We start from the raw sequence: 16,021 nt of genomic DNA, 5'->3' as shown, positions 1-16,021 counted from the left end.
TCCAAAAACGAGTGACATCACGTGAACGATATCGTCTGCATTTCGCCGGTCGACGGCAGCGAGGTTGCCCGGCGGCCCGTCGCAACGGGTGCCGAGGTCGCCGCGGCTCTCGCGCAAGCACGGAAAGCGCAGCAGGAATGGTCGAGCATATCGCTCGCCGAGCGCAAGGCCATGATGCTCGCCTTTCTGCACGAGATGCGGGCGCAGAACGACGAGGTCGTTCCGGAGCTCGCGATGCAGATGGGCCGGCCGGTGCGCTATGGCGGCGAACTGCGCAGCCTGGAGGAGCGCGTCCGCGTGCTGGTCGAGCTCAGCGATGAAGCGCTGGCGCCGATCGTGCCGACCGGGCAGCCCGGCTTCCGCCGCATGATCAAGCGCATTCCTGCCGGCATCGTGCTGGTGATCGCGCCCTGGAACTATCCCTATCTCACCGCGGCCAACACCATCGTGCCGGCGCTGCTGGCCGGCAACGCCGTGATCCTGAAGCATGCCGCGCAGACCCTGCTGGTCGGTGAGCGCTTCCAGGCGGCACTGGACCGGGTCGGCCTGCCCAAGGGGGTGTTCAGGACGCTCACGCTCGACCATGTCATGACCAGTGAGCTGATCTCATCGCGCTCGGTCGACCATGTGAACTTCACCGGTTCGGTCGCCGGCGGCCGGGCCGTCGAGCGAGCGGCGGCCGGGACATTCATCAGCCTCGGGCTAGAGCTCGGCGGCAAGGATCCGGCCTATGTGCGGCCGGATGCCGATTTCGATTTCGCGGTCGAGCAGCTCGTGGACGGCGCCTTCTACAACTCCGGCCAATGCTGCTGCGGCATCGAGCGGATTTACGTGCATGAGCGGATCTATGACTCCTTTGTAGACGCCTTTGCCGGCCTGACCGCGCGCTACCGGCTCGGCAACCCGCTGTCGCGGGACACGACGCTCGGCCCGATGGCGGCGACACGCTTTGCCGATACCGTCCGCGCCCACATCGGCGAGGCCGTCGCAAAAGGCGCGCAGCCTCTGATCGATCCGGCCCGGTTCCCAGCGGACAAGATCGGTACGGCCTATCTGATGCCTCAGGTCCTGGTCGGCGTCGATCACTCCATGCAGGTGATGATGGAGGAGAGCTTCGGCCTGCGGTCGGCCTCATGAAGGTCTCCTCCGATCAGGAGGCGGTTGGCCTAATGAACGACAGCCCCTATGGCCTGACTGCATCGGTCTGGACCGAGGACGCCGCCGCAGCCGAACGTATCGGTGACGGCATCGCAACGGGCACCGTATTCATGAACCGCTGCGATTATGTCGATCCCGCCCTGGCGTGGACCGGCCTCAAGGACACCGGACGTGGTGTCGGCATGTCGCGCCTCGGCTTCGAGGCGTTGACCCGCCCAAGATCGTTCCACCTTCGCATCGAGCATTGAGCATTGAGAGCAGCACATGGACGTTCAGATCACCGGCGCCTGGAATTTTCCGACGCGCGTCGTTACCGGCGCGGGCCGCATTGCCGAGCTTCCCGAGGCGTGCCAGACCAACGGCCTCACCAGGCCATTGCTGGTCACCGATCACGGGCTTGCCAAGACCGATCTCATCGCCAGCATCGTCGACCGTGTGCGCGAGGCGGGCATTCCGCTCGCCGTGTTTTCCGACGTGAAGACCAATCCGACCGAAACCAACCTGACGGCCGGCGTCGAAGCCTTCAAGGCCGGCGGTCATGACGGCGTGATTGCGGTGGGCGGAGGTTCGGCGCTGGACGTCGGCAAATGCGTGGCGTTCATGGTGGCGCAGTCGCGCCCGGTCTGGGATTTCGAGGACGTCGGCGATTGGTGGACGCGCGCCAACACCAAGGGCATCGCGCCGATCATTGCGGTGCCGACGACGGCAGGCACGGGGTCCGAGGTCGGCCGCGCCGGTGTGATCACTCGTGAGGATACCCATGAGAAGAAGATCATCTTCCATCCCATGATGATGCCCAGGATCGCAATCGAGGATCCCGAGCTCGCGGTCGGTCTCTCGCCGTTTCTCACCATGGCAACCGGCATGGATGCGCTGTCGCACTGCTTCGAGGCCTACTGCGTCAAGGCATTTCACCCGCTTGCCGACGGCATCGCACTGGAGGGGATGAAGATCGTCGATAACTATCTGTCGCGCGCGGTCGAGAACGGTCGCGACCTCGAAGCGCGCGCCTACATGTTCGCCGCGGCCTCGATGGGAGCCACCGCGTTCCAGAAGGGGTTGGGCGCGATCCACTCGATATCCCATCCGGTCGGCGCCCGATACGATACCCATCACGGGCTGACCAATGGTGTGGTCTTCCCTTATGTCCTGGTCTGCAACAAGGCTGCGATCGCCGACAAGATTCCGCACATTGCCCGCGCGCTCAACCTGCCGAGCCAAGACTTCGATGCCGTGCTGTCCTGGCTGCTGGCCTTCCGCAAGAAGCTCGGCGTGCCGCATACGCTCGCCGAGCTCGGGGTGAAGGAGACCGACGCCGGAACGATCGCGGCCGATGCCGTCAAGGATCCGACGGCGGGTGCCAATCCGCGGCCGTTGACCGAGCCGGAGTTCAAGCAGCTGACGCTGGCCGCCATTCGAGGCGATCTTGGAAGCTGAACCGTGCTGAGGCTGCTCGTTCTCGAGGGCAACACGCTGGCCGGCCGGCGACGGATCGCCGAGACGGCGGGCGCAATGCCTGCGGAGAGCTATGCGGCGGTCCTGCGGTCGCTTGCACCTCGCGTCGTCGTCGACATCGCGACACCGGCGGATGCGAGCTTCGCGCTGCCGCAACCGCTCGAAGCTTACCACGGCATCGCGATCACGGGGTCGGCCCTCAATATCTACCAGCGAGAGGTCGAAGCGCTGCGGCAGATCGACCTCGTGCGCGAGATCTTCGTTCGCGGAGTGCCAATGTTCGGCTCGTGCTGGGGCTTGCAGCTCGCCACGGTCGCAGCGGGCGGCGAGGTCGGTCTCAACCCGGCGGGGCGCGAGGTCGGATTCGCGCGAAGGATCATGCTGACGGCTGAAGGCCGCGCTCATCCCATGCATGCTGGCCGTGCGGCGGTGTTCGACGCGCCGGCCATCCACAGCGATATTGTCACCCGCCTTCCGCAGTCCGCAACCGTCACCGCCTGGAATACCATGTGCGAGGTTCAGGCGGCGGAGATCCGTTTCGGTCGCGGGCTATTCTGGGGCGTGCAGTATCATCCCGAATATCGCCTGCACGACGTCGTCGCCGTCATCCAGCGCTACGGACAGCTCCTGGTTGACGAGGGTTTCTTTGCCGATCTGGACGCGCTCGCGCGTTATGCCGCCGACCTCTCGGCGCTCGAGGCGGACGAACGGCGTGGCGATCTCGCCTGGAAACTGGCACTTCACCGCGACATTCTGAGCCATGATTGCCGTCAGACCGAGCTGAGGAACTGGATCGCATCGCTGGAGCAAACATGACCGCATTGCATGACCTCATCGCGCGCTTTGCCAGGATCGGTGCGACCGACGACGGTGGCGTGTGTCGGCTGGCTGGAACGGCGCGCGACAAGCAGGCGAGGGACCTCTTCTTGCACGAGATCGCCGATCGCGGCCTTGTTCCGAGGATCGACGCGATCGGCAATCTATTTGGCGTGGCGATGCTGGCGCCGGCGTCCACGGACGTCGTCATGACCGGCTCGCACCTCGATTCCCAGCCGACCGGAGGACGATATGACGGGGTCTTCGGCGTGCTCGCCGGAATCCTCGCGGTCGAGGCCGTCAGGGAGCGTTGCCGTGCCAATCCCGGCGCCGCGCGACGCAACCTCGCCGTCGTGAACTGGACCAATGAGGAGGGTGCCCGCTTCCAGCCCAGCCTGACCGGCAGCTCGGTTTTCGCCGGCGCCCTGAGCCTGAAGGATGCGTATGCGTGCAGCGACGCAGAGGGCGTCACCCTGGGCGAGGCGCTGGCCGCGATCGGCTATTGCGGGACGACGCCCCTCGAACACAATCCGGTGCGCTATGTCGAGTTGCATGTGGAGCAGGGCGATCGCCTGGAGCAGGCGGCTGGCGACATTGCCGCAGTGTCCGGCGCGTGGATGACGCGCAAGATATCGGTGATGTTCGAAGGCGACTACTCGCACACCGGACCGATGCCGATGGCGCTCCGCCGCGACGCACTGCGCGCAGCGGCCCGGGCTATCGAGGCGCTGTACCAGGAGGTCGCGAGGGAGACTGCGGGCGCCCATGCCTCCGCGGGGCGCATCAGCGTTTATCCCAACTCGCCGAATGTCGTGGCGGGCCGTGTTCGGGTCTGGTTCGAGATCCGGCATGAGGCCGAAGCCGTGGTCTCGGCGATCAGCGATCGCTTTCTGAAGCGAATCGCGCGTGAGTCGGGCGAGATCGGCGTTGGTATCTCGATCGCTGCCGACGAGAGGCGAGCGGGGACCGTGCTTGACCCCGGCGGCGTGGCACTGGTTCTTTCTGTCGCCGCGGATCTCGGTTTCAAGGCCATGACGTTCAAGACCATCACCGGCCACGACGCGCTGGCCATCCAGAAATCTGTTCCGTCCTCGCTGATCTTCGTCCCGAGCGAGGGCGGGCTCAGCCACAATCCGCGCGAGTTCACGGCGCCCGCGGCCCTCGACAAGGGCTACGCGGTGCTGACCGAGGTGCTGTGGAGAATGGTTACCGCGAAGGCGTGAGGCATTTCGGGTGGATGATCCTAAATGGGCGATGAAGGGACACCACCCGACAAGTAATTGATTTGCTGGTGGGTCCGGCGGGACTCGAATCTGCAACCCGAGATCGGCTTGGACCCATATAGCGGACCTCGTGCGCATTGAGCCCAGTTACGGAACCAATATCGCAATCGATAAACTTCGATTTGCTCTGCAAGCCTTTCTTTTGAACGAGCCGATAAACGCTTCGGGCACGAAGGATTATTTCGGGATGATGTTGAGCAGGAATTCGGCGATGGTCTGCTCTTTGGCTTTGCCGGCGTAGACTGCAACGGCTGGCCACGGCGATGCCGCAGAAGAAGCCATAGCCGCGGCGGGCGGATAACGGTAGTCATCCCTTAATGATGAGGCGCCCTAGGAACGCATTGCAGGCCCGCTCGGCTTCAGCGAACGAACTGAAGGGAGACCCGGATACGTGAGCCGCTGGCATATTCAGAAAGTCAGGGCGATATGATGCAACAAAGCCCGGCTCTCCATGCAATCCAGGTCCACTCCGGCTCTCGTTGCTGATGACGAATGAATAGTCGTCGCTGCTTGCGATCCATATCTCCAGTTCAGTATCGACTCGGCGGAAGTGCAGGGCCATTTCACCCTCACAAACTTTGGTCCTCCGTGATCATCCACATGGGACGCTTAGCCTGCTTTTGTGCGGTTGGCCGCTTCTGCCTCCCGCGCCAGCCGTTCGGCCTTTAGGCGCTCTCGATTATCATGGACCGCTTTTTGCGCTTTGGCGTAATCCGTCATAGCATCCTTCGGCCTGACAGTTTTGAATGCCTTGTTTGCTTCGCGTTCCGCAGCCGTCGGCGCCCGTCGGTCTCGCTCTTTAATCATTGTTGACCTCCCATTTGGGCTGACTAATTCAACGCGCGAAGCAAGCTTTCGATCCTATTATGGGGCAATGATCTTGAGGCTGTGATCATTTTAGATTTCTGTCGCGGCGCACCTTGTGAAACTCCTCCGGCCCTTTGATGAGCTTGCGCTTGCGGCCGGCCTGATCGTCTTGGCTGGCTGTACTGTCGGTCACCTTGTGGATTGCGTCGCCTGCCAATTCGCGGGCGCGCTCCCTGGGGCTGTGCCGTTCAGCGCGCAGCGCCGTGGGCGATACAGTTAGCTCGAACTCGATGAGCCGGCGGACGTCCTCAGAGCGGCCGGGAGTATCGTCCTGCTTAGCCGCCCAGGCATCGACGACAGCCCGTAGGTCGGCTGACAGGCGAATTACGACTGTCCGGCTTGTGCATCGTCGCGGGATGTCGAGACAGGTGATGGCGCGACAATCGCGGCGCGCCCAGCATGGCATGAAATCACCCGGAGTTTGGCAGGATATCACCTTGCCGGATGCGGTCCGGATTCTAATGCTCCGAGCCTGGAGAGGAGACACCCCGAGCCTTGATTCTCTGCGGCGCAACGCACGCGGATGGGCACGGCGATCAGCAAAATGTCTACGAGGGAGGAATCGGATGCCGCAACTGTCGCCGGACCGCACGCGAGAAATCCTTGCGACGCCGCGTTCAGGGAACTGGTCTCGGGACGCGCGCGGCTGCGATGGGGTCTGTCCATCCTGACACTGGTCATGTTCTTCGGCTTCATTGCGCTGATCTCGACCGCGAAAGCCGCGCTCGGCGCGAGTTTCGCCGGCAGCGCGATGCCGCTCGGCTTCGCGCTCGCCCTTCTCATGGTTGCGGCGATCATCGCTTTCACCGCCTTCTATGTTCAGCGCTCGAACACGCGCTTCGACGAACTCGCGCGCAGAGTCAATCGGGAGCTCGTCCGATGATCGCCAGATGGCTGCTGATCGCACTTTGCGTGGTGTTTCCATTTGCGGCGATGGCCCAGGGCGCGCCCGCCGCGGCGGCGCGTGGGCCCGACTGGATCGCGATCGGAATGTTCCTGATTATCGTCGCCGTCACGCTCGTCATCACCTGGTGCTCGGCCGGCAGCACCGGATCGAAGGCGGGCTTCTACACCGCCGGACACGCAATCACGCCGGTGCAGAACGGTCTGGCGACCGCTGGCGATTTCCTGTCGGCGGCCGCATTTCTCGGCATATCCGCGCTGGTCTACGCCAACGGCTTCGACGGCTTCATTTACGCGCTCGGCTTTCTCACGGGATGGCCGATAGTGCTGTTCCTGATGTCGGAGCGCATGCGCAATCTGGGCAGCTACACCTTCGCGGATGCCGCCGCGTTTCGCCTGCAGCGGACGCCGGTCCGGCTCGTCGCCGCGACCGGAAGTCTCGTCGTTGTGCTGTTCTACCTGATCGCGCAGCTGATCGGCGCGGGCAAGGTGATCCAGCTGCTTTTCGGCATCAACTACATCTTCGCCGTGCTCGGCGTCGGCGTGCTGATGATCCTTTATGTGATCGTGGGCGGCATGCAGGCGACCACTTGGGTTCAGATCACCAAGGCGGTGCTGCTGCTGTGCGGCGGAACGCTGCTCGCGCTGGCTGCCCTGTGGCATTTCGAGTTCAGCCTCGGACGGCTGCTGGAGGCCGCAAGCCACGTCCATCCCAAGGGAGCCGCTATTCTGGTCCCCGGCGGACTGTTCGCCGAACCGGTGTCCGCCATCTCGCTCGGCCTTGCGCTAGTGTTCGGCACCGCCGGCCTGCCGCATATCCTTATGCGGTTCTTCACGGTGAAGGACGCCGCCGCGGCCCGCAAATCGGTGTTCTATGCGACGGCCTGCGTCGCGTATTTCTGCTGGATCATTCCGGTGCTGGGCTTTGCCGCCGCAGCGATCCTTATGACGGATCCGAGCTATTTCAATGTCGCGGCATCCGGGCAGTTCAACAAGATCGCCGATCTGGTTGGCGGGCCGAACATGGCGTCGATCCATCTCGCCCACGCGATGGGCGGTCCGCTGCTGCTCGGATTCATCTCCGCGGTGGCATTCGCGACCATCCTTGCCGTCGTCGCCGGCCTGACGCTCGCCGGCGCCTCCGCCGTCAGTCATGACATTTACGGCCAGGTGCTGGCCGGCGGCAAGGCATCCGAAGCGCGCGAACTGCTGGTCTCGAAGGTCTCGGCTGTGGCCATCGGCGTCGTTGCGGTTCTGCTGGCCTACGCCTTCGAGAACCAGAACGTGGCGTTCATGGTCGGACTTGCGTTGTCGGTGGCCGCGAGCTGCAATTTTCCGGTGCTGGCGATGGCGATGTTCTGGCGTGGTACCACGACGCGCGGCGCCGTCGCCGGCGGTCTCGCGGGCCTCGTCGCGTCGGTCGTGCTGGTCGTGCTGAGCAAGACGGTCTGGGTCGCCGTCCTCGGCTTTCCGACGGCGCTGTTCCCCTACGACAATCCGGCTCTGGTCTCGATGCCGCTCGCCTTCCTGTTCGTCTGGCTGTTATCGGTAACGGATCGCAGCGAGCGCGCTGCGCGCGAACGCGAGGCGTTTGCGGCGCAGTTCATCCAATCCGAGATCGGAGCGGCTTTGGCCAGCGAGCGGCCGGCTCTCGCAGCCGCAGCCTCGTGACAATGGACGGCACGGATCGAGGAACCTGGAAGGCAGCATGACCAACGCAGTTCAACTCGACGAGACCCACGACCCGGCACGGCGGAGTTTTGTCGAGACGGCAAACGGCAGCGCGACCGACTTCCCGATCCAGAATCTGCCGCTTGGCATCTTCAGCACCGCGGCCGATACGCAGCCGCGGATCGGCACCGCGATCGGAGATTTCGTCTTCGACCTGAAGCAAGCGCTCGGTTCCGATGAGCACCTCGCGGCGCCGATCCGCCAGGCGCTCCAGCAAGGCACGCTCAATGCGCTGTTCGCGCTCGGACCTATGGCGATGCGGGAGCTGCGCCGCCGCGCCGCCGATCTGCTGGGGCAGGGCAGCGCGGCCGATGACACCAGGCGCCGTGCGTCCGAACTGCTGACGCCGATCGCGGATGCAACGTTGCACCTGCCCACACGCATCTCGAACTACACGGACTTCTACGCCGGCATCTATCATGCGCGGGCGGCGGGCGCGCTGCTGACGCCGGAAAATCCGCTTCCCGCGAACTACAAATGGGTGCCCATCGCCTATCACGGCCGTGCCTCGTCGGTGCAAGTGGGGCGCGGGATGGTGCGACGGCCACTCGGGCAACGCCCGCCCACGGTGGCGGGCGCAGCGCCGGGCTTTGGCCCGTGCGAACGGCTGGATTTCGAGCTCGAGATGGGCTTCTACCTCGCTGCCGGCAACCGGCTCGGCAATCCCGTCCCGATCGCCGAAGCATCGCAGCAGATCGTCGGCTATTCGCTGCTGAACGACTGGTCGGCGCGCGACATCCAGCGCTGGGAGATGTTTCCGCTTGGACCGTTCCTCAGCAAGAGTTTTGCTACCTCGGTGTCACCGTGGGTCGTCACGTCGGATGCGCTGGCGCCGTTCCGCGTCGCGGCGCTGGCGCGGCCGGACGGCGATCCGCGTCCGCTCGACTATCTGTTCGACGCGGCCGATCAATCGCACGGCGGACTCGATGTCCACCTCGAGGTCCTGCTCTTGACCGCGCAGATGCGCGCCGCGAACCAGCCCGCCGCGGCGATTCTCACATCCAATGCCAAATACCTGTACTGGACCCCGGCGCAGATGATCGCGCATCACAGCATCAATGGCTGCAATCTGCTGCCGGGCGACCTGATCGGCACTGGCACCATTTCGGGGCCTAGCCCGGCGCAGCTTTCGAGCATGCTCGAGTTCACCGCCGCCGGATCACGGCCGGCCGTGCTTCCGAGCGGCGAGAGCCGCAGTTTCCTCGAGGACGGCGACGAGGTCACCTTCCGCGGCCGCTGCAGCCTGGAAGGTTTTGCGGGCATCGGCTTCGGCTCATGCGTCGGCAGGATCGGGCCCGCCGATGCCGTGATTGCCGAAAACAACCATGCCTGATGGCGGGAGGGTGATATGGAGTGTCAGTCGCTGCTAACCTACGCACAGCTCCAGAACGCGGCGCTCGATCCAGACGACTTCCGCTTCGGACAGCTCCTGACATTGGCGGTCGGGTTATCGCTGCTGCTGGTCACGCGTCTGGCGACGCTGCTGGCCGCTGCGCTGTAGGGTGACGGAAGGCCGACGGCGAGCGGTTGGTCCACTTCTTGAACGCCTTGCGGAAGCTGGTAGCGTCGGCAAAGCCGACACGCTCGGCGACCTGATCGATTGCCAGATGGGTGTTCTCGAGCAACTCCGTCGCAATCGACTGCCGCATCCCGTCGACGATCGACTGGAACGACTGCCCGTCCTCCGCCAGCCTGCGGTGGAACGTTCGCAGCGACAGCCCGAGCTTGGATGCGATCTCCGGCGCGCCCGCAAATCGGCTGGGGCTGTTGAGGCAGGCGGCTCTGATCCGCCTTACTAGCTCGGATTCGCCGGGATGCTCGGTCAAGACGACGTCACAGAGCTGCTGGCAGACTTTCGCGGTGATCGGGTTTGCATTGGGGCAGGCCAGATCGAGCACCTTGGCATCGAAATGCCATTCCATGCGATCGGCGCCGAAGTCGATCGGGCAGTTGAACATCCGCTCGTAGTTGCGCCAGTGCACGGGTGCGGCAAACGGAAAGATCATCCTCTTGCTCGGGAACGGCGACTCGAGGATGCGGCTGAACACCGCGGTCATCGAGCTGCGCCAGAATTCCGCGGCGAACGGCAGCAGCTCGCCGAGCGGGTCGAGCCCATGGCTGCGAAGGATCGCGGTCGTCCCGTGCTCGATCCGGAAGCTGATCTGCCTTACCGCCGGCCCGGCCATGGTGATGTGATCGAGCGAGAACATCAGCGCTTCGCCGAATGTCCGGCTCGACACCAGCGCATAGCCGTAAATGCCATAATCGCTGATGCGCTGCCGAGCGCCTGCGAGCAACCCTATATCGGAGCGCTTCGCCAGCCGCATCGCGTTGCGGTAGATCGCCAGCCGCTGGCGGTGTGAAATCCGGGCATGGGGATCCTCGAGCTGGGAAGCGTCGAGGCCGGTCCGTGCAAACAGCTCGCGCACCGACACGCCCTCCGCCGCCAGCTCGGCGGCCAGCGCGCCGAGTCCGAGCAGGCTCTGCGTCGGCGCATCGGGGTCGCTCGAGATCGGCATCACGATCTTGATCGGCTTCATGGCACTTCCTCCACGTCCGGCTGGCACAGATTGACAAGCCGACGAACGGCTCTTCCGGCCGTTTGGCAATCTTCGACATCATAATTGGCAGAGCTTGACGTTGTCACGTTTGTTATGACGGACGACATTCAAATCATCAGAGCAGCGGGATCTGCGCCGGGCAGGCCCGCAGCGAGGAGACGTCTGACCGCCGTGACGCTGCGTCGAAAGCGCTGCCGGCCGGCTTCTGTATCGAGCGGAGGGAACCTGATGACGACAGTACTTCACGAGATGGACGGCAAGGTTGGCGTGGTGACGCTGGCGAAGCCGCCGCACAATTTGCTCGACGACCAGCTCATCAACGATGTGGTCGGCGCCTACCACGCGGTGGTTGCGGCCGGCTGCCGCGCTATCCTGCTGCGTAGCTCGATGCGGCACTTCTGCGCCGGCGCGGAGATGGCGTCCTGGGGAATCGGCACCAAGCTGCACACCGATCAGGCGGGCCTCGAAAAAATCTGGCGTAGTCTCGAGGATGTACCGGTTCCCACGGTTGCCGCCGTCAATGGCGGCGTGCTTGGCGGCGGGCTTGAGCTCGCGCTGACCTGCGACATGATTATCGCAGCGAACACCGCGTTCCTCGGCCAGGTCGAGGTTGCGGTCGGGTTGCTGCCGCTGCTCGGCGGCACGCAGCGCATCGCGCAACGCGCCGGCATCGCGCGGGCCAAGGAGATCGCGATGCTCGGCCGCCGTCACACGCCCGAGGCGTTCGAACGCTGGGGCATCATCAACCTCGTCGTCCCGGAAGCCGAATTGGGCGCTTCATCGATGACCATGGCCCGACAGCTCGCCGCCGGCCCGACCAAGGTCATCGCGGGCATCAAGATGCAGGCGAACCTGCAGGCGCGCGGCGGCGTCGCCGCTGCCGACGCGCGACAGGTCGAGATCAACGACATGATCTGGAAGGCCAGGGACCGCCAGCGCGGCGCCGACGCCTTCTTCGCGTCGGGCCCGGCAACAGCTGTCTTCGAGGGAGACTGACGATGTCGGCTGCGCCTCTTCAGGGATTGCGGGTGGTCGATTTCACTCGCGTGCTGGCCGGTCCGCATTGCACCAAGGCGCTGCGCGACCTCGGCGCCGAGGTCACCAAGATCGAGCCGCCGTCCGGCGACATTGGCCGCGCCGGACTGCCTTACGTCGGTGGTATGGGTCTCTATTTCGTGCAGCAGAACGCTGGCAAGCGGAATCTCAGCATCGATCTGAACTATGTTGAGGGACGCGAGATAGTCACCCGCCTGTGTAGGGGGGCCGACGTCATCGTCGAGAATTTCCGTCCCGGCACCTTGGCGCGGTTCGGCTTCAGCTACGACGACGTCCGTGCCTTCAACCCCGGCATCATCTATGTCTCGCTGAGCGGCTACGGGCAGTCGACCTCCTGGCGCAACCGGCCGGCCTTTGCGCCTACGGTGCAGGCCGAGACCGGCCTGACCTCGATCGTGCAGGACCATTTCGGTGCGGCATTGTCGGAGCCACGCGGCGATTCATGCAGCCATGCCGATGTCTATACCGGGCTGCAGGGCGTGATCGCCGTGCTCGCCGCGCTCCAGCATCGCAACCGCACCGGCGAGGGACAGCACGTCGACGTGTCGATGGCTGCGACGATGCTGTCGGTCAACGAGCGCGCCGGCGCGATGATGTCGGGGATCGACACCGACGGCGAGCCTATCGCGCTGTCGGCTAATGAGTCGCACATCTTCGAGATGTCCGACGGCACCCGCCTGACGATCGCCGCCAGCCCGATCTATTCACCGATGTTCACGCGATACTGCGCGATGATGCGGCGAAGCGATTTGCTGGCCGATGCCCGCTACGCCACCGCTAGCCTGCGCCGGCAGAACCTCGCGCCGTTGCTCGCCGAAATCCGCGCCTGGATTACGACGTTCGAGAATCTCGAGCAGTTGCAGGCGCAAGTCAGTGAAGCCGGGCTCGCGGTTGGGCGCGTGCGCACCGTCAACGAGTTCGTGGAGACCGATTGGGCCAAGGAGTGGAATGCCGTGGTCGAGGTCGATGACCGGGCCGGCGGATTGGTCCGAATGCCGGGCAATCCCTGGATCTTCAGCCGCTCGGAACTGCCGTCGCCCGGCATGCCGGCCTATCAGGGCGAGCACAATGAAGACGTCCTTGGCCAGCTCGACTTTGCGCCCGAGAGGATCAAGGATCTGCAGCACCGCAACATCCTGCTCAGCCGGCGATAGGCGGAGCTTGTCCGGGCATGGCAAAAAGATCGCTTCAATTGGATGGAGGAGGAATCCGACGACATCGAGCGATCCGCTCCGACCTTCTCGGCACTTTCCGCGACGGACATTTCGCGACGCGAGCCTCCCGAGGCCGGCACCTAACTGGTTCCAACCCTCTCGCAGTGGAATTGCGGGCGAAAGGAGGCCTTTGACGGGGTATCAGGAGGCGACCCCGCGAGTTTGCCTGCCCGTAGGTAGAAAAGAAGGCTTCGAGAATAGTGGGCTTAGCGATGCAGCGGACCAGTGCCTCGAATTCCCGACGCCTTATCGTTAGTTGGTCCGGGCTCGCTCGAAATTTGCCTTGCCCCATTCCGACAAGAGGAAATCAAACTGGAGGTTCAATGCACGCTCTACGAGCGATTTGTCGGAATGGCCGTTGATTTTGCTAACAAATCATACGCCTCTTAATCAGCGGGTCCCAGGTTCGAGCCCTGGTGCGGCCACCAAGCTTTCATAGCTTAAGTCCGCCCTCGTAACGGTCATCCCGGCCAGCGGTCGCGTCTGTTCCGGCAACCGCTATCGCCTGCTTCCTCACGCCGCTTCGCCCTCAATTGCTTGCGCCTGCGTTTCGCACCGGCCGGCAAATCGTCGGGGCATGTCCGCCATCGCGCGCGGAATTTCGATCGCCGTTCGGCAGCGGTCTGAATCTGACGAAGTTTATCACGACAGGTCCGCGATCACTGCGCTGACAGGCGTTGGGGTGAAGGTGCGGGCTGAGCGCGGGGCGCCCTGCGGCGAGGGCGGTTGACAGGGGAGAGCGCCCACTTTAATCACCTGACTAATTAATCAATTAATTAAAGCCCAAAACCCTAGGGAAAGAATCCGCCTGATGCTGGCCGGCCAGAGACATCCGAAGCTGCTTGCCCCGCGCGGCCGCGGCCTCACTTGGCTGGAAAACAAGGTGCTCGTGCATTCCGTGCGCAGCGGCCTCGAACAGGCTGAGAATGACCTTGCCGAGCCCGCCGCACGCTTTGCCGAGCGCAACGTCAGTGTGATCACCGCGGGCAGACCGAACGCCGGAGCGACCGGCCATCGCGTCAGACCGTCGATCCCGGAAAAACCCGTGCAGCACCGCTGCAGCCGCCCACGCGGAGCGCGCCGCGGACCCCTGCCGCCAAATCCCGCACATCAGTTCGGGCGCGCGAGCGATGCGCGCCCCGGCAGTGATGTCGCGGATCGGCGTCTGCCGCCCGAAGCAGAGTGGGCTTCGTTCACCCGTATGAAAAATGAGGAGTGAGGCGTAAACGATGGGACGTCGATCTGAGGTACTGATGGCGCAAGAGACCGCCGGCACGGACAACCGGCGCGTGATCCAGGTGGTGTCGCGCGCATTCGACATCGTGCGTTGCTTCGAAGGTCGAAGCATACGTTTGGGAAATCGCGAAATCGCCGACCGCTGTGGTCTTCCCCGATCGACGGTGTCGCGTCTTACCTTGACGCTTACCCAGATCGGCCAGCTAATCTATCTGCCGCAAGAGCAGAAATATGCTCTCGGTCCCCACGCCGCCGCGCCCGGCGCGCCGTTGTTTGCGCATGGTTGCGACAAGCCTGCCTGCGCCGACGAGCAGCAACTCCGCCAAGTGCCGCGCTTCGGGTACTTCGAAGATCAGCGCAACTCGATTGCCGAGCCGCTTGCAGTGACGCCACACCGTTGACGCCTCGCGGAGACGGTTGGGACTATCGGTACGAGCGCAAGCTAACGAAACATCCGAAGCAAAGGGAAACGCATGTCTGAAGCATACATCATTGACGCTGTTCGCACGCCGCGGGGCATCGGCAAGCCGGGCAAGGGGGCGCTGTCGCACCTGCATCCGCAGCATCTGGCCGCGACGGTGCTCGGCGCGCTCAAGGAGCGCAACAAGCTCGACACGTCGACCGTCGATGACATCATCTGGTCGACTTCGACTCAGGAAGGCAAGCAGGGCGGCGATCTCGGACGCATGTCGGCGCTCGCGGCGGGCTACGATATCAACGCCAGCGGTACGACGCTGGATCGTTTCTGCGGCGGCGGCATCACCTCGGTGAACCTCGCGGCAGCGTCCGTGATGTCGGGGATGGAAGATTGCGTCATCGCCGGCGGCACCGAGATGATGAGCTACCAACAGACCCTGGCAGCCGAGCGCTCCAAGGCCGGGCAGCCGGCGCGGATGATGGGTTCGGGCAATCCGGCGCTCGACGAGATTCACCCGCAGTCGCACCAGGGCGTGTGCGGCGACGCCATCGCCACGCGGGAGGGAATCAGCCGTGAGGCCTGCGATGCACTGGCGCTGACGAGCCAGCAGCGCGCCAAGCGGGCCATCGATGAAGGCCGCTTCGCCAAGTCGGTGATCCCCGTCCTCAACGACGACGGCAGCGTTGCCCTCAATCGCGAAGAATTCCCGCGCCCGGAAACCACTGCCGAAGGACTGGCTTCGCTGAAGCCGAGCTTCGAGCAGCTTGCCGATTTCGACCTCGGTAACGGCACGACGTTCAAGAAGCAGATCCAGCGCCGTTACCCGAACCTCGACTGGAAGGGCGTGCATCATGCCGGCAACAGCTCGGGCGTGGTGGACGGCGCCGCCGCGGTGCTGATCACGTCGAAGGAATATGCCGAGAAGCACGGCCTCAAGCCGCGCGGCCGCATCGTGGCCTATGCCAACCAGGGTGACGACCCGACCCTGATGCTCAACGCGCCGGTTCCGGCGGCCAAGAAGGTTCTGGCCAAGGCCGGCCTGACCAAGAACGACATCGACGTCTGGGAGATCAACGAGGCTTTCGCGGTCGTTGCCGAGAAGTTCATCCGCGACCTCGAGCTGGACCGCGAGAAGGTCAACATCAACGGCGGCTCGATCGCACTCGGCCACCCGATCGGCGCGACCGGATCGATCCTGATCGGCACGGCGCTCGACGAGCTCGAGCGCAGCGGCGGACGCTATGGCCTGGTCACCATGTGTGCCGCCGGCGGCATGGCACCGGCCATCATCATCGAACGCATGTGATCGCGAAGGGATATTGC

General features: G+C 64.2%; 14 protein-coding genes and 2 pseudogenes. 13 read left to right on the top strand and 3 right to left on the bottom strand.

What is annotated here, in order from left to right; genetic code table 11:
• The first annotated feature begins 21 nt into the window (after positions 1-21).
• The 4 genes and pseudogenes from ACVI1L_RS00435 to ACVI1L_RS00420 all read left to right on the top strand — a co-directional run bounded on the left by ACVI1L_RS00435 (position 22) and on the right by ACVI1L_RS00420 (position 4,652).
• A pseudogene (locus ACVI1L_RS00435) lies at positions 22-1,406 on the top strand (aldehyde dehydrogenase family protein).
• Positions 1,407-1,422: 16 nt separating this feature from the next.
• Positions 1,423-2,595, top strand: coding sequence for an iron-containing alcohol dehydrogenase (locus ACVI1L_RS00430; RefSeq protein WP_057020603.1), 1,173 nt, complete (start codon positions 1,423-1,425; stop codon positions 2,593-2,595).
• Positions 2,596-2,598: 3 nt separating this feature from the next.
• Complete coding sequence (locus tag ACVI1L_RS00425; protein ID WP_057020602.1) at positions 2,599-3,429, top strand: type 1 glutamine amidotransferase; 831 nt, start codon at positions 2,599-2,601, stop codon at positions 3,427-3,429.
• Entirely contained in the window at positions 3,426-4,652 is a 1,227-nt protein-coding gene (locus ACVI1L_RS00420; RefSeq protein WP_057020601.1) for a Zn-dependent hydrolase, read from the top strand. The genes ACVI1L_RS00425 and ACVI1L_RS00420 overlap by 4 nt, the downstream gene beginning before the upstream one ends.
• 669 nt (positions 4,653-5,321) lie before the next feature.
• On the opposite strand, the gene ACVI1L_RS00415 is transcribed toward ACVI1L_RS00420, so the two are convergent.
• The gene (locus ACVI1L_RS00415; protein WP_229188770.1) at positions 5,322-5,519 is read right to left on the bottom strand and encodes a hypothetical protein; all 198 of its coding nucleotides are present in this window, start codon (positions 5,517-5,519) and stop codon (positions 5,322-5,324) included.
• An 85-nt stretch (positions 5,520-5,604) separates the two neighbouring features.
• Positions 5,605-5,736: a hypothetical protein gene (locus ACVI1L_RS00410; RefSeq protein ID WP_456782026.1), complete on the bottom strand. Its 132-nt coding sequence runs from the start codon at positions 5,734-5,736 to the stop codon at positions 5,605-5,607.
• A 366-nt stretch (positions 5,737-6,102) separates the two neighbouring features.
• On the opposite strand from ACVI1L_RS00410, the gene ACVI1L_RS00405 reads away from it, so the two are divergent.
• From ACVI1L_RS00405 to ACVI1L_RS00390, 4 genes are read left to right on the top strand one after another with little or no spacing between them, the layout of a single operon-like run.
• On the top strand, positions 6,103-6,462 hold the full coding sequence (locus tag ACVI1L_RS00405) for a DUF485 domain-containing protein (protein WP_456782025.1): 360 nt from the start codon (positions 6,103-6,105) through the stop codon (positions 6,460-6,462).
• Positions 6,459-8,153: a cation/acetate symporter ActP gene (gene actP / locus ACVI1L_RS00400; RefSeq protein ID WP_456782024.1), complete on the top strand. Its 1,695-nt coding sequence runs from the start codon at positions 6,459-6,461 to the stop codon at positions 8,151-8,153. Before ACVI1L_RS00405 ends, actP begins: the two co-directional genes overlap by 4 nt.
• Before the next feature lie 37 nt (positions 8,154-8,190).
• Positions 8,191-9,546 carry a fumarylacetoacetase gene (gene fahA / locus ACVI1L_RS00395; protein WP_456782023.1) on the top strand — a complete coding sequence of 452 codons (1,356 nt, stop codon included), beginning with the start codon at positions 8,191-8,193 and terminating at the stop codon, positions 9,544-9,546.
• 15 nt (positions 9,547-9,561) lie between these two features.
• Complete coding sequence (locus ACVI1L_RS00390; protein WP_158074242.1) at positions 9,562-9,714, top strand: hypothetical protein; 153 nt, start codon at positions 9,562-9,564, stop codon at positions 9,712-9,714.
• Here ACVI1L_RS00390 and ACVI1L_RS00385 read toward each other — a convergent pair.
• Complete coding sequence (locus ACVI1L_RS00385; protein ID WP_057020597.1) at positions 9,677-10,753, bottom strand: AraC family transcriptional regulator; 1,077 nt, start codon at positions 10,751-10,753, stop codon at positions 9,677-9,679. The two genes, ACVI1L_RS00390 and ACVI1L_RS00385, sit on opposite strands and share 38 nt — an antisense overlap.
• 249 nt (positions 10,754-11,002) lie before the next feature.
• On the opposite strand from ACVI1L_RS00385, the gene ACVI1L_RS00380 reads away from it, so the two are divergent.
• The 5 genes and pseudogenes from ACVI1L_RS00380 to ACVI1L_RS00360 all read left to right on the top strand — a co-directional run bounded on the left by ACVI1L_RS00380 (position 11,003) and on the right by ACVI1L_RS00360 (position 16,004).
• A complete protein-coding gene (locus tag ACVI1L_RS00380) occupies positions 11,003-11,770 on the top strand; it encodes an enoyl-CoA hydratase/isomerase family protein (RefSeq protein WP_092083035.1) in 768 nt (255 codons plus the stop codon).
• A 2-nt stretch (positions 11,771-11,772) separates the two neighbouring features.
• A complete protein-coding gene (locus tag ACVI1L_RS00375) occupies positions 11,773-12,984 on the top strand; it encodes a CaiB/BaiF CoA transferase family protein (protein WP_076834220.1) in 1,212 nt (403 codons plus the stop codon).
• A gap of 871 nt (positions 12,985-13,855) precedes the next feature.
• Positions 13,856-14,263, top strand: a complete 408-nt coding sequence (locus ACVI1L_RS00370; protein WP_456782022.1) for a hypothetical protein — start codon at positions 13,856-13,858, stop codon at positions 14,261-14,263.
• A 10-nt stretch (positions 14,264-14,273) separates the two neighbouring features.
• Positions 14,274-14,537: pseudogene (locus tag ACVI1L_RS00365) on the top strand (helix-turn-helix domain-containing protein); the annotation flags it as partial.
• 216 nt (positions 14,538-14,753) lie between these two features.
• On the top strand, positions 14,754-16,004 hold the full coding sequence (locus tag ACVI1L_RS00360) for an acetyl-CoA C-acetyltransferase (RefSeq protein ID WP_253639294.1): 1,251 nt from the start codon (positions 14,754-14,756) through the stop codon (positions 16,002-16,004).
• The last annotated feature ends 17 nt before the right edge of the window (positions 16,005-16,021 follow it).

The organism is Bradyrhizobium sp. USDA 4516, from assembly GCF_054055915.1.
The sequence above is the reverse complement of the archived record's forward strand: the minus strand, read 5'-3'. Positions and strand labels throughout refer to the sequence as shown.

Excerpts from the sequence above, each read along its gene's own strand:
- ACVI1L_RS00430 (WP_057020603.1), top strand. The coding sequence starts at position 1,423 with ATGGACGTTCAGATCACCGGCGCCTGGAATTTTCCGACGCGCGTCGTT.
- ACVI1L_RS00420 (WP_057020601.1), top strand. The coding sequence starts at position 3,426 with ATGACCGCATTGCATGACCTCATCGCGCGCTTTGCCAGGATCGGTGCG.
- ACVI1L_RS00415 (WP_229188770.1), bottom strand. The coding sequence starts at position 5,519 with ATGATTAAAGAGCGAGACCGACGGGCGCCGACGGCTGCGGAACGCGAA.
- ACVI1L_RS00405 (WP_456782025.1), top strand. The coding sequence starts at position 6,103 with ATGGGCACGGCGATCAGCAAAATGTCTACGAGGGAGGAATCGGATGCC.
- actP (WP_456782024.1), top strand. The coding sequence starts at position 6,459 with ATGATCGCCAGATGGCTGCTGATCGCACTTTGCGTGGTGTTTCCATTT.
- fahA (WP_456782023.1), top strand. The coding sequence starts at position 8,191 with ATGACCAACGCAGTTCAACTCGACGAGACCCACGACCCGGCACGGCGG.
- ACVI1L_RS00390 (WP_158074242.1), top strand. The coding sequence starts at position 9,562 with ATGGAGTGTCAGTCGCTGCTAACCTACGCACAGCTCCAGAACGCGGCG.
- ACVI1L_RS00385 (WP_057020597.1), bottom strand. The coding sequence starts at position 10,753 with ATGAAGCCGATCAAGATCGTGATGCCGATCTCGAGCGACCCCGATGCG.
- ACVI1L_RS00380 (WP_092083035.1), top strand. The coding sequence starts at position 11,003 with ATGACGACAGTACTTCACGAGATGGACGGCAAGGTTGGCGTGGTGACG.
- ACVI1L_RS00375 (WP_076834220.1), top strand. The coding sequence starts at position 11,773 with ATGTCGGCTGCGCCTCTTCAGGGATTGCGGGTGGTCGATTTCACTCGC.
- ACVI1L_RS00370 (WP_456782022.1), top strand. The coding sequence starts at position 13,856 with ATGCTGGCCGGCCAGAGACATCCGAAGCTGCTTGCCCCGCGCGGCCGC.
- ACVI1L_RS00360 (WP_253639294.1), top strand. The coding sequence starts at position 14,754 with ATGTCTGAAGCATACATCATTGACGCTGTTCGCACGCCGCGGGGCATC.